Genomic DNA, 12,118 nt, shown 5'->3' with positions numbered 1-12,118 from the left:
ATTCGTAACGTGGCTTCGAAAGTAACGCTTATGTGCCCGGGTTTCATGTGTTTCTCGTAATGTCGGACGCCTACATCGCTCTGGCGGACGGTCGCGTCGTCGAGGCGCGTGGCCGCGTTCCGGGGCGGACGCGCGGCGAACTGGTGTTCACCACGGCTTACACCGGCTACGAAGAGAGTCTGACCGACCCCTCCTACGAGGAGCAGGTCCTCACCTTCTCGTACCCCCTCATCGGGAACTACGGCGTCCGAGACGAACGATTCGAGTCCGACCGGATCCACCCGCGCGCCGCCGTCGCCCGGGAGTTCACGGACGAGATCGTCGAGTGGCTCGCCGAGGAGGGCGTGCCGGCGATCGACCACGTCGACACGCGCGACCTCGTGACGACGATCCGCGAGGAGGGCGCGATGCGCTGTGGCATCGCCGTCGGTCCCGACGCGACCCCCGAGACGGCGCGCGAGGAACTCGAAGCGTGCAAGGGGATGAGCGAGCACGCCGACATCGGCGCGCAGGTGAGCGTGACCGAGCCGACGATCCACCGCGGGCTCGCCGAGCGGGGCTCGGCCGCGAGTCGCACGGAGTCCGACGACGGCGGCGAGTGCGACGTCGCGCTCGTCGACTGCGGCGCGAAGGGATCGATCGTCTCCTCTCTCACCGATCGCGGCGCGGACGTGCACGTCCTCCCCTACGACGCGAGCGTCGCGGACGTGGAGGCCGTCGACCCGGACGTGCTCTTCATCTCGAACGGTCCGGGCGACCCCGCCAACTTCGAGGCGGCGACGGCGCTCGTCGAGCACTTCGTCGGCGACGTCCCGCTCGCCGGGATCTGCCTCGGCCAGCAGGTGATCGCCCGCGCGCTCGGCGGGACGACCGAGAAGATGGCGTTCGGACACCGCGGCGTCAACCAGCCGGTCCGCGACCTCGACACCGGCCGCGTCGTCATGACGACGCAGAACCACGGCTACACGGTCGCCGACCCCGGCCCGCGGCTCGACGTGACGCAGGTGAACGTCAACGACGACACCGCCGAGGGGCTGACGAACGAGGAACTTCGGGTCATCACCCGCCAGTACCACCCGGAGGCGAACCCCGGCCCGCACGACACGCTCGACTTCTTCGACGACGTGCTCGACCTGGCCGGCGGTCGCGACCGGAAGCGTCCCGTCGTCGCCTCCGACTGAAGCGGTCGCGTCTTTTCCGTCCCGCTCCGTTCGAGAGCGATCGCGCTGAGATACGTCAGGGGGCGTAGGCGTCGAGGAACGAGTCGAGATCTCGGAACTCGTCGAGTCGCTCCCGGAGCGTCTCGTGGCCCCAGTCCCACCACGCCGTCTTCTCGATCCGCGCCGCGACGTCGTCGGGAAACCGCCGCCCCACTCGCTCCGCGGGGACGCCGGCGACGATCGCGTACGGGGGCACGTCGTCGACGACGACCGCGCCCGCGCCGACGACGGCCCCGTTTCCGACGGTCACGTCCGGCAGGACGGTCGCCGCGTGGCCGATCCAGACGTCGTGGCCAACCTCGACCGGGTGGTCGGCCCGCCACTCGAAAACGGACGGGTCGTCCTCGCCGAGGTCGTACATCGCACAGCGGTACGTGAAGTGGTGGGCGGTCGGGCGGTCGATCGGGTGGTTCGTCGGGCCGAGTCTGGCGTCGGAGGCGACGTTGCCGAACTTCCCGACGCTCGCGTAGTCGAGCTGGACGCGCTCCATCAGGTACGTGTAGTCGCCGATCTCGGAGGCGTGCATCCGAGCGCCCGGCCTGATCTCGGTCCACGCGCCGAGCGCGCTGTCCGTGATCTGCGCGCCGTCGTGGACGGTCGGTTCCGGGGTCAGCGCCTCGACGCGGTGGCCGCCGTGGGAGCGGACGAACCGCGCTCCGTCGGTGTGGTGCGACATCGCGCGCCCTTCGGGGACGGGCGACAAAACCGTTCGCTACGGGGAGTCCGGAGCGCGCGAACGGGGGGCGCTGGCGCGTTCGACGCGGCCGGAGCGGCCGTACCCCGTCTTCCCGGGTCGCCGTCGTCGACGCCGCGCGCTCTACGTCCGGAGCGGTACGGACCGTCGATCGATCACGAAACGCGCCTCACCGCGACAGCGGCGACAGGTGATAGAGCGCCCGAGCGCCCGTCAGGGCGTACTTGCCGCCGAGGAGCGCGCTCGTCTTCGCGGCTTTGCCGCCGAGATGCGCGCTGGTCTTGGCCGCCTTCCCGCCGAGGAGCGCGCTCGTCTTCGCGACCCGTCCGCTGCGGAGCGCGCCGACCTTCGCGTAGTAGCCGCTCGTCCGCGCCGCGCCGATGGCGTAGTGGCGCGCGGAGACCGGGATCGGCGTCCGGCGGCCCCGAATGGCGGTCTCGCCGTCGCGGATCGCGTCGAGGATCAACGCGGCGTCGAGGTCCGCGCGGGTCGCGCCGTCGATCGTGATCTCCGTGTACGCACGGCCGACGAGCGGGACGCTGTGCGCGTCGCTGGCGGCGACGCCGGGGTAGCCCTTCGCGTCGGCGAATCGCCGGGCGCGCCGGTTCTTGTAGCCCGTGAAGAGCCACGAGTTGTACACCTCGACGGCGTCGACGGGGTCGCAGTCGTCGAGGTAGCGCCGCTTTACGCCGTGGCGACTCCGCTGGAAGGGGTGGGGGACGATCGCGACGCCGCCGCGGTCGTGGATCCACGCGACGGTCTCGTCGAGGGGCGCGCGTCGGGGCGGCATCTCCTCGACGCCGATCGCGAGGAGGTGTCCGTGGGCCGTCGACACCTCGACGCCGGGGATGCCGACGAGGCCGTACAACGGGGCGAGTTCGGCCGCGCGGAGCGACTCGTGGATGACGTCGTGGTCCGTGACGACGACGGCGTCGAGCCCGATCTCGGCCGCCTGCTCCAACACGAGTTCGACGGGCGCGTTCGCGTCGTACGACGCCGTCGAGTGGACGTGGGGGTCGATCCGGACGGTGAGTTCGGACACGGTCGATGATCGTACGTGCGCGACCGTCAAAAGCGTATCCACCGCCGGAATGACCGGACGGATAGAATGATACTCAGACTTACAGAAATCCGCTTCCGGGAACGGTTTTACCCCGTCCCTCGGTATCCTGTGACATGAGCGAAGTCACAGAAAACTTCGTCGAGGCGGTCCCCGAGGCGGAGTTGGAGGCCGAGGGGCGGACGCTTCTCACGGTCGCCGGGCGGTCGATCGCGCTGATTCACCACGAGGGCGAGGTTCGCGCCGTCGACAACCGCTGTCCGCACATGGGTTTCCCGCTGACGGAGGGCACCGTCGACGACGGCATCCTGACGTGCCACTGGCACCACGCGCGGTTCGAACTGTCCTGCGGGAGCACGTTCGATCCGTGGGCCGACGACGTGCCGACCTACCCCGTCGAGGTCCGCGACGGGACCGTGTACGTCGATCCGAACCCGCGGCGCGACGACCCGCCGGCGGTTCACTGGGCCGAACGGCTGGAGGACGGGCTCGAACAGAACCTCCGGCTGGTGATCGCGAAGTCGGCGATCGGACTCGTCGACGCGGGCGTCGAACCCGAGCGACAGGTCGAAACCGGGGTGCTGTTCGGGACGCGCTACCGCGAGGGCGGGTGGGGGCCGGGGCTGACGATCCTCGCGGCGATGGCGAACGTCCTCCCCGAGCTGCGCGAGGAGGACCGAAAGCGGGCGCTGTACCAGGGGCTCGTCCACGTCGCGCGCGACTGCGCCGACCAGCCGCCGAAGTTCGATCAGGATCCGTTCGACGCCCGCGACGTCCCCGCAGAGCGGTTGAAGTCGTGGTTCCGGAACACGATCGACGTCCGCGACGCCGACGGCGCGGAGCGCTGTCTCAGAACCGCTATCGCGGCGGGTCGTTCGGAGTCGGAGCTCGCGGAGATGCTCGTCGCCGCCGCGACCGACCACCGGTACCTCGACGTCGGGCACACGATGGACTTCGTCAACAAGGCGTGCGAGGCGCTCGATCACGTCGGCTGGGAGCACGCGGACCACGTTCTCCCGAGCCTGGTCGACGGACTGGCGACCGCGGCCCGGAGCGAGGAGCGCTCGTCGTGGCGGCGGCCGGTCGACCTCGCCGCGATGCTCGACGCGGCGTTCGACCGCCTCGACGACGCGGTGGCGGCGGGCGACGGGAGGGCGTGGGAGCGGCCGCAGGGGTTCGTCGAGATGCTCCTCGCGGACGATCCGAAGGCGATCGTCGAGGCGCTGGAGGGAGCAATTCGGGACGGGGCGACGGTCGAGGAGCTCGCCCGGGAGGTCGCGCTGGCGGCCGGGACGCGCGTCGCGCGGTTTTCGACCGTCAACGAGTTCGGCGACTGGAACACCGTCCACCACACGTTCACGTACGCGAACGCGGTCCACCGGCTCGCGCGGCGGACGGACGCGCCCGAACTGTACCGCGGCGTCTTCGACGGCGCGGTCAACGTCTACCTCGACCGCTTCCTGAACACGCCGCCCGCGCCGATCCCCGAGCCCGGCGATCCGGACGCCGACCCGGAGGCGCTCCTGACGGAGCTGCTGGGGGCGTTCGACGAGGAGGGTGAGGTGAACGCCGCGGGGCGGCTGGCCGCACACTACCTCGACGCCGGCGGCGATCCAGCGGCGCTGAAGGTGCGGCTCGGCGAGGCGCTGCTGCGCGAGGACGCCGGATTTCACACGTACCAGGCGTTGGAGGCGGGATTCGCCCAGCACGACGCGCGGACGGACGAGGAGGAGAGGCGGACGCTGCTCGTCGCGGTCGCGCGCTACCTCGCGGCGCACTCGCCCACGCGGCGGGAGCGCGAGCAGACGTTCACTATCGCCGCGCGCCTCCAGCGCGGCGAAAAGATCCACGAAGCGCTCGACGGCCGGGAGTGACGCCAGTCGTCCTCGTCCGTCGTCGGCCCGCCGCGGGGCGGGCGTCGGGCGATACGGCGTCCGGCGCGGGTCGGACGATCCTCACGCCCCGGGCACGCCGAGGGCGTCGAAGGAGAGGAAGCCCACGACGGCCAGGACGTACAGCACGACGACCGCGACGATCCACGCGATGAGGCCGATCGCGGCGGCGGTCCCCCAGCCGCCCGGGTACTGCCAGTTGATGACGCCGACCCAGGCGACGAGCATGAGGAGCGGTCCGAGAAGCGGAATCCACCCCACGAAGAAGCTCAAGACTCCCCAGACGATCGCGCCGATGAGCGCCGTGACGACGGCTCTGCCGAACCCGACGTCGGCGTCGATGACGAGCTTCGCGCCGAGGTGGATGGCGAACGCGCCGATGAGCAGGCTGATGACGAAGATCAGGATGGTGTCGATGAGTGCCATTGGTTACTCCGTGGATTTCCAGTGAGCGTCTATTCCGATCGACTCGCGGTCGCCGCGGAGGATCGACGAGCGTTCGACGACCTCGACGTCGGTCGTGACCTCGTTCGGTGGGTGGAGCGTCACCGACTTGTTCTCCACCGAGACCGCCATCTCTCCGTCGCCGTCGAACCCGTCGGCCAACATCCGCAGGTAGTCGGCGAACTCCTCGCGGCTCATCGTCCGTGTTGTCTCGGTTTTGTCCGCCATGGCGTTATGTATGCCCGATACCATGATAAATTTGCGGGCCATCGAGATCAGAAATAAATATCCGAAATCGGAACAGTCCCGACGGTTGGTACGAACGAGGGGAGGGCGGGCCGTCAGAAGATGTTCGCCTGTCGGTAGACGCTGATCCCCTTTCGCGTGATCTCGTAGGGCTTCGTCTCGCGGGAGTGGTTCGCGTCGCGGATCTTCTGGATCTCGACCGCCAGCCGGGTCTCGCGGAAGTCGGACGGGCGGACGTACTGCAGGACGAACACCGCGTCCGTGAGGTACTCGACGATGCCGTGACGGGAGGCGTAGGGGCTGTCCTCGCTCGCCTCCGAGGTGAGCATCGTCGTCACGCCGGCCTTCTTGAGCGCGCGGGCGAAGTCGAACACCTCGCTGCGTCGCTTCGAGGGGTGGTCGTACATCATCTCGAGCAGCGAGACGGAGTCGAGCACGAGGCGGTCGGCGTCGAACTCGTCGATGAGCCGGGGGAGTTCGTTCCGGATGCTCGCGAGGCTGTTCGCCATCTCGATCGGATCGAGCGCGACGACCGCCAGCCGACCCCCGTCCTCGTACTCGCGGAACGGCCAGCCCTTCTCCTCCGCGGTCGAGAGGATCGCGTCGCGGCTCTCCTCCAGGGTGACGTAGACGGCCTTCCCGTCCGAACGCAGCGTCTCGTGGAGGAACTGGAGGCCGAACGTCGTCTTTCCGGTCCCGGCGCTGCCGACGACGACGATGAGCGACCGCTTCGGCACGCCGCCGAGGATCATCTCGTCGAGCCCCTCGATGCCGATCTCGATGCGCTCGATGTCGGACTCGAACTCCTCCTCGTCGAAGGGTGCGCCGCCGAAGTTCGCGTCGTCGAAGCCGCCGACTTCGTCGTCGAAGCCACCGAAGTCGGCGAACCCGAAGTCGCCGTCCGCGTCGTCCCTTCCTGCCCCCGCCGACCTCGGAGCGCGGTCGAACGCGTCGGTGAAGCCGTCGAAGGGACCCGATCGCCGGTCGGCGTCGCCTCCGCCGTCGCCGTCGATCCGGTCGGCGTCGCGGCCCTCGCGGCCCGCTTCGGCCCGGCCCTCCCCGCCTCCCTCTCCGCCGGGCGACTCGCTTCGGTCGGCGTCTTCCGACTCGCGAACCCCCCGCTCGAACCAGTCCTCGTCGTCGCTCATCGGGATCGCCCCCCCGCCGGAGCGCGGCCGTTGAACGGCCGCGTCCGGCCCCACCGGTGTGCCATTGGTGTGGGGTTGCGTTCCGCTGTCATGAATGTTACCGGTACGGAGGGCTTTTGACGGCCGGGCGTCAACCGCGTCGCATGAACGTCGGCATCGTCGCACAGCGGGGTAACCGTCGGGCCGCGGAACTCGCCTCGGACCTCCGCTCTCGGCTCGTCGACGCCGACGTGATCGTCCGCCTCGACGAGGCGACGGGCGAGGCGCTCGGCGTCGACGGCGTTCCGGTTTCGGCGTTCTCGTCGTGCGACCTCGTCGTCAGCATCGGCGGCGACGGGACGTTCCTGTTCGCCGCCCGCGGCGCGCTCGACACCCCCCTCCTCGGGGTGAACCTCGGGGAGGTCGGCTTCCTGAACGCGGTTCCACCCTCGGAGGCGGTCGAGGCGGTCGCCGACGCGGTCGACGCGTTCCGCGCCGGCGACCTCGTCTCGCGCGAAGTCCCGCGAATCGCCGCGCGCGGGGAGGGCTGGACGGGCGAACCGGCGACGAACGAGATCGTCGTGCAGGGACCGCGTCGCGGACGCGGCGGCGGCGTGAGCGTCGAGGTCCGGGTGGACGGCTCGCCGTACGCCGGGGGCGACGCCGACGGCGTCCTCGTCGCGACGCCGACCGGGAGCACCGCGTACAACCTGAGCGAGGGGGGGCCGCTCGTCCACCCGCAGGCCGAGGCGTTGATCGTGACCGAGATGTGCGCCGCGGAGGGGATGCCGCCGCTCGTGATCCCGCCCGACGGCGAGGTGACCGTCGCCGTGACCGGTGGCGACCGCGCCGTCGTCGTCAGCGACGGCCGGATCTCGCGGGAGCTCGCGCCCCCGGCCGAGGTGCGGATCGAGACGTCCGGACCGCCGATGCGACTCGCCGGCCCCCAGTCCGACTTTTTCCGCGCACTCAACAAGTTGGACTGATTGAGTTTCATATTTACGTAGTATTCTAGAAGTAAATTATTTCTGCTCGGTGTCGTAGTTGGAACCGTATGCGAAACACGAGAAGGGCGTATCTGAAGCTCGTCGGCGGGACCGCGGCGGGGAGCGCGTTGCTGGGAAGCGCCGTCACCGGGTCGGCGTACAGCCCGGAGCCCTCGGCGGGATGGGAGCCGGCCGATCCGAGCAATTACACCGCGGCGAACCGCGAGAACGACTACGACGTCCGCTGGATCGTCGTCCACGTCACGGAGGGGAGCTACGAGGGCGCGATAAGCTGGTTCCAGAATCCCGACGCCGACGCCAGCTCCGAGTACGTGCTCAGGAACTCGGACGGCGAGATCACGCAGATGGTCGAGACGGAAAACTACGCCTGGCACGCCGGAAACGCCGGGTACAACCGCCGATCGGTCGGCCTCGAACACGAGGGGTACGTCGGGGAGACGACGTTCACGGACGACCTCTACCGGAGTTCGGCCCGGATCGTCCGCAGGCTCGCGGACGAGTTCGACGTCCCCCTGTACCGTCCGGAGGGGATCGCGCCGTGCGACTCGACGGCCGGGTACGGCGGCATCATCGGCCACGATCAGGTGCCGAATCCGAACGACTGTTCGCGGGGCGGCGGCGCGAGCGGCCACACCGACCCCGGCTCGACGTGGGACTGGGATCGGTACCTCTCGTTCGTGCAGGGAACGACGCTCGGCGCGCGCTTCGAGGCCGGCGAGGACGTCGTCGTGACCGTCGACGTGAACGTCCGGAGCGAGCCGCGAATCGCCGACAACGTCGTCACCGCCCAGCCCGCCGGAACCGTCGGCACCGTTCGCGACGGGTACGAGACGGCGGACGGGTACACGTGGTGGGAGATCGCGTACGACGACGGGACGACCGGCTGGGCGGTCGATCGGTACCACGCGTCGAACGCCATTTGAGCGACCCGTCGAGCCGGTCGCTCCGTCGCTGATCGTGACGTAAAACGACAGGCTGAACCGCCGAAGGCTGCTGTGTCGTGGGTGACCAGGTCACCAATCCCCCGACGGCGGCTCCTCACCTGCGATTGTGAGTACGCGTGACAAGGGGATAACCGCGTCGGGTGCGGGCGCGTCCCTCGTGCCCAGCGCCTCCCTCAGGTGCCCCACTCGGCGGCGCGCTTCGGCCGGTCGGAGACGGGTTCGACGTCGATCGGCTCGTCCATCGCCCGCAACCCTTCGAGCGCCGCCCGCGCGCTCGCTTCCGTCGAGAAGTACGTCACGTCCTCCTCGACGGCGACGGCGAGCGCCTCGCGCTCGCGGGAGACGATGAGGTCGATCTCGCCGGCGCGGATCGCATCGCGGAACGCCCCGGGGTCGTCGAACTCGCGGAGCGAGAAGAACTCGGCGAAGCCGTCCAGCAACTCCCGACCGGCCTCGCTCTCCGGGGCCGGGAACTCGTCGTTCGAGAGGTCGACCACGGCGGTTCCGCCCGCGGGGATGGGCTTGCCCGTCGCCGCCTGCGCCTTCTCGTACGCCTTGCCGAAGGAGGCCGCCGTGCCCATCACCTCGCCGGTCGACTTCATCTCCGGGCCGAGGCGCGGGTCGGAGCCCGGCAGGCGGTCGAACGGCAGGACGACCTCCTTCACGCTCACCTGCTCCGGAATCCGCTCTTCTGCGTCGAGGTCGTCCAGCGACGCGCCGGCCATCACCTTCGCCGCGAGCTTCGCGATCGGCACGCCCGTCGCCTTCGAGACGTACGGGACGGTGCGCGACGAGCGGGGGTTGGCCTCGAGCACGTACACCTCGCTGCTCGCGGTTTCGTCGTCCGCTCGCGGGCGTTGTCCGCTCGCGTGGGCCGCGCTACTCGCTTCCGAGGCGCTCTCTTTCTTCTTCACCGCCAACTGCACGTTCAGCAGGCCGACCGTCTCCAGCGCCCGGGCGATGTCCTCCGTCACCTCGCGGACGCGGGCCAGCGTCCCGTCGTCGAGCGACCGCGGCGGGATCATGCACGCCGAGTCGCCGGAGTGGACCCCCGCGCTCTCGACGTGTTCCATCACGCCGCCGATCAGCACGCGCTCGCCGTCGGACACCGCGTCCACGTCGAGTTCGATCGCGCCGTCGAGGAACTGGTCGACGAGGATCGGCTTGTCGGGGCTGACGCGAACCGCCTCCTCGATGTACTCCCGCAACTCCCGGTCGTCGTGGACGACTCGCATCGCGCGACCGCCGAGGACGTAGCTCGGCCGGACGAGCACCGGGTAGCCGAGGTCGCGCGCGAGGGCGAGCGCCTCCGACTCGCTGGTCGCGGTGCCGCCCGTCGGCTGGGCGATCCCGAGGTCGTCCATGAGCGCGTTGAACCGGTCGCGGTCCTCCGCGAGGTCCATCGCATCGACGCTCGTCCCGAGGATCCGGCAGTCGAGGTCGCGGCGCTCCAGTTCCGCTTCGAGGGGCTCGCCGACGTTCACGGAGGTCTGGCCGCCGAACTGCACCACGACGCCGTCGGCCCCGGTCGTCTCGATCACGTCCGCGACCTCCTCGGCGGTGAGCGGTTCGAAGAACAGCCCGTCGGACGTGTCGTAATCCGTCGACACCGTCTCGGGGTTGTTGTTCACGACGTGCGCGTCGACGCCCGCCTCGCGCAGCGCGCGCACCGCGTGGACGGCGCAGTAGTCGAACTCGACGCCCTGTCCGATGCGGATCGGGCCGCCGCCGACCACGACGACGCTCTCGACGTCGGTGTCCACTTGAACCTCGTTCAGGGGCTCGTCGTTCAGGTACTCCGGCTGGCGCGCGGAGTAGTAGTACGGCGTCGACGCCTCGAACTCGCCGGCGCAGGTGTCGACCTGTTTGAACGTCCGGTCGGGGACGGACATCTCGACCTCGTCCACCGTCGCGCTGGCCGCCGTGGCGACCTCGGCGTTCGTGAAGCCGGCGCTCGCGGCCGGGGCGAAGTCGCCTTCCGCGGCGGCCGCGGAGGCGTCGACGATGCGTCCGTAGCGCTCGACGTACCACGTCTCGATGCCAGTCAGTTCGGCCACGTCTTCGACCTCGTAGCCGCGCTCGAACGCCTCGAACATCGCGTAGGGGCGGTCCGGCGTCGGCGTTTCGAGGTACTCGCGCTCCAGTTCGTCGTCGGACACCGCGGACCAGTCGACGCTCGGTTCGTACTCCGAGGAGCGAAGCGCCTTCAGGAGGCTCTCTTCGAACGTCCGGCCGATGGCCATCGCCTCGCCGGTCGACTTCATCGCCGTTCCGAGTTCGAAGTCGACGTCGTCGAACTTGTCCTTCGGCCAGCGCGGCACCTTCGTCACGACGTAGTCGATCGCCGGCTCGAACGCCGCCGTCGTCTCGCCCGTGATCTCGTTTTCGATCTCGTGGAGGCGCTTGCCGAGCGCGACCTTCGCGGTGACGCGGGCGATGGGGTACCCCGTCGCCTTCGAGGCGAGCGCCGACGAGCGCGAGACGCGCGGGTTCACCTCGACGACGCGGTACTCGCCGCCCGGCGTGCCGTCGTCGCGCCACGCGAACTGGATGTTGCAGCCGCCCTGAATCCCGAGTTCGCGGATGACGTCGAGGGCGGCCGTCCGCATCTCCTGGTGGCCCTCGTCGGGGATGACCTGCGAAGGGGTGACGACGACCGACTCGCCCGTGTGGATGCCCATCGGGTCGAGGTTCTCCATGTTGCAGATGATGATGCAGGAGTCGTCCGCGTCCCGCATCACCTCGTACTCCAGTTCGACCCACCCCGCGATGGACTCGGTGACGAGCACCTCGTTGTTCCGCGAGAGCCGCAGTCCCTTGCGGACGCGTTCGACGAGTTCGTCCATCTCGTGGACGACCCCGGAGCCGGAGCCGCCGAGCGTGTAGGTCGTGCGGGCGATGACCGGGAGGCCGCCGACCGCGTCGGCGGCGGCCTCGACGCGGTCGCGGAGGGCCTCCTCGTCGAGGGCGGCGACCGTCTCACCCTCGTCGAGCGTGATCGTCGTCGAGCTGGGGACCGGCTGGCCGATCTTCTCCATGCGCTTTCGGAACAGGTCGCGGTCCTCGGTCGCGTAGATGGTGTCGAGCGGCGTCCCCATGATCTCGACGTCGTACTCCTCCAGGACGCCCTCCTCCGCGAGTTCCGCCGTGACGTTGAGCCCTGTCTGCCCGCCGAGGCCGGCGATGACGCCGTCCGGACGCTCCTTCCGGATGATCTCGGCGATGGCCGTCGTCGTGATGGGCTCGATGTACACCCGGTCCGCCATCTCGGGGTCGGTCATGATCGTCGCCGGGTTTGAGTTGACGAGAACGACTCGGGCACCCTCCTCCTGCAACGCTCGGCAGGCCTGCGCGCCGGAGTAGTCGAACTCCGCCGCTTGCCCGATCTGGATGGGTCCGCTTCCGATGAGCAGTATCGTCCGTTCTCCGGACTCCGTCCGAGAGCCAGTCGACGTCGTCTCGTCGGTCATTGTTCGCTCGAAGT

At 69.6% G+C, this 12,118-nt stretch carries 10 protein-coding genes; 4 read left to right on the top strand and 6 right to left on the bottom strand.

The features are described 5' to 3' along the window. The first annotated feature begins 59 nt into the window (after positions 1 to 59). Entirely contained in the window at positions 60 to 1,181 is a 1,122-nt protein-coding gene (gene carA / locus C3L37_RS03170) for a glutamine-hydrolyzing carbamoyl-phosphate synthase small subunit (RefSeq protein ID WP_129113160.1), read from the top strand. Positions 1,182 to 1,236: 55 nt separating this feature from the next. Here the strand turns inward: carA and C3L37_RS03165 are convergent, their stop codons facing one another. Further along, positions 1,237 to 1,896 carry an acetyltransferase gene (locus C3L37_RS03165; protein WP_129113159.1) on the bottom strand — a complete coding sequence of 220 codons (660 nt, stop codon included), beginning with the start codon at positions 1,894 to 1,896 and terminating at the stop codon, positions 1,237 to 1,239. Between the two features lie 187 nt (positions 1,897 to 2,083). Next, complete coding sequence (locus C3L37_RS03160) at positions 2,084 to 2,956, bottom strand: CehA/McbA family metallohydrolase (RefSeq protein WP_129113158.1); 873 nt, start codon at positions 2,954 to 2,956, stop codon at positions 2,084 to 2,086. Positions 2,957 to 3,090: 134 nt separating this feature from the next. Between C3L37_RS03160 and C3L37_RS03155 the strand changes: the two genes are divergently transcribed. After that, positions 3,091 to 4,848, top strand: coding sequence for a Rieske (2Fe-2S) protein (locus tag C3L37_RS03155; protein ID WP_129113157.1), 1,758 nt, complete (start codon positions 3,091 to 3,093; stop codon positions 4,846 to 4,848). 81 nt (positions 4,849 to 4,929) lie between these two features. Here C3L37_RS03155 and C3L37_RS03150 read toward each other — a convergent pair whose 3' ends face one another. From C3L37_RS03150 to C3L37_RS03140, 3 genes are all read right to left on the bottom strand, one after another. Next, positions 4,930 to 5,292, bottom strand: a complete 363-nt coding sequence (locus C3L37_RS03150; RefSeq protein WP_129113156.1) for a hypothetical protein — start codon at positions 5,290 to 5,292, stop codon at positions 4,930 to 4,932. 3 nt (positions 5,293 to 5,295) lie between these two features. Further along, positions 5,296 to 5,538, bottom strand: a complete 243-nt coding sequence (locus C3L37_RS03145) for an amphi-Trp domain-containing protein (protein ID WP_129113155.1) — start codon at positions 5,536 to 5,538, stop codon at positions 5,296 to 5,298. A gap of 113 nt (positions 5,539 to 5,651) precedes the next feature. After that, positions 5,652 to 6,704, bottom strand: coding sequence for a KaiC domain-containing protein (locus C3L37_RS03140; RefSeq protein WP_129113154.1), 1,053 nt, complete (start codon positions 6,702 to 6,704; stop codon positions 5,652 to 5,654). A 143-nt stretch (positions 6,705 to 6,847) separates the two neighbouring features. Between C3L37_RS03140 and C3L37_RS03135 the strand changes: the two genes are divergently transcribed. Both C3L37_RS03135 and C3L37_RS03130 read left to right on the top strand, forming a co-directional pair. Then, positions 6,848 to 7,669, top strand: coding sequence for an NAD(+)/NADH kinase (locus C3L37_RS03135; RefSeq protein ID WP_129113153.1), 822 nt, complete (start codon positions 6,848 to 6,850; stop codon positions 7,667 to 7,669). Positions 7,670 to 7,737: 68 nt separating this feature from the next. After that, on the top strand, positions 7,738 to 8,613 hold the full coding sequence (locus C3L37_RS03130) for a peptidoglycan recognition protein family protein (protein WP_129113152.1): 876 nt from the start codon (positions 7,738 to 7,740) through the stop codon (positions 8,611 to 8,613). A 194-nt stretch (positions 8,614 to 8,807) separates the two neighbouring features. On the opposite strand, the gene carB is transcribed toward C3L37_RS03130, so the two are convergent. Beyond that, positions 8,808 to 12,104 (bottom strand): carbamoyl-phosphate synthase large subunit, encoded by a 3,297-nt coding sequence (gene carB, locus C3L37_RS03125; protein WP_129113151.1) that lies wholly within the window; start codon positions 12,102 to 12,104, stop codon positions 8,808 to 8,810. Positions 12,105 to 12,118 lie beyond the last annotated feature (14 nt).

Source organism: Halegenticoccus tardaugens (assembly GCF_004116405.1).
Lineage (GTDB): Archaea > Halobacteriota > Halobacteria > Halobacteriales > Haloferacaceae > Halegenticoccus > Halegenticoccus tardaugens.
The sequence above is the reverse complement of the archived record's forward strand: the minus strand, read 5'-3'. Positions and strand labels throughout refer to the sequence as shown.

What these genes read in the sequence shown, in the direction of transcription:
- carA (WP_129113160.1), top strand. Translation starts at nt 60, where the DNA reads ATGTCGGACGCCTACATCGCTCTGGCGGACGGTCGCGTCGTCGAGGCG.
- C3L37_RS03165 (WP_129113159.1), bottom strand. Translation starts at nt 1,896, where the DNA reads ATGTCGCACCACACCGACGGAGCGCGGTTCGTCCGCTCCCACGGCGGC.
- C3L37_RS03155 (WP_129113157.1), top strand. Translation starts at nt 3,091, where the DNA reads ATGAGCGAAGTCACAGAAAACTTCGTCGAGGCGGTCCCCGAGGCGGAG.
- C3L37_RS03150 (WP_129113156.1), bottom strand. Translation starts at nt 5,292, where the DNA reads ATGGCACTCATCGACACCATCCTGATCTTCGTCATCAGCCTGCTCATC.
- C3L37_RS03145 (WP_129113155.1), bottom strand. Translation starts at nt 5,538, where the DNA reads ATGGCGGACAAAACCGAGACAACACGGACGATGAGCCGCGAGGAGTTC.
- C3L37_RS03140 (WP_129113154.1), bottom strand. Translation starts at nt 6,704, where the DNA reads ATGAGCGACGACGAGGACTGGTTCGAGCGGGGGGTTCGCGAGTCGGAA.
- C3L37_RS03135 (WP_129113153.1), top strand. Translation starts at nt 6,848, where the DNA reads ATGAACGTCGGCATCGTCGCACAGCGGGGTAACCGTCGGGCCGCGGAA.
- C3L37_RS03130 (WP_129113152.1), top strand. Translation starts at nt 7,738, where the DNA reads ATGCGAAACACGAGAAGGGCGTATCTGAAGCTCGTCGGCGGGACCGCG.
- carB (WP_129113151.1), bottom strand. Translation starts at nt 12,104, where the DNA reads ATGACCGACGAGACGACGTCGACTGGCTCTCGGACGGAGTCCGGAGAA.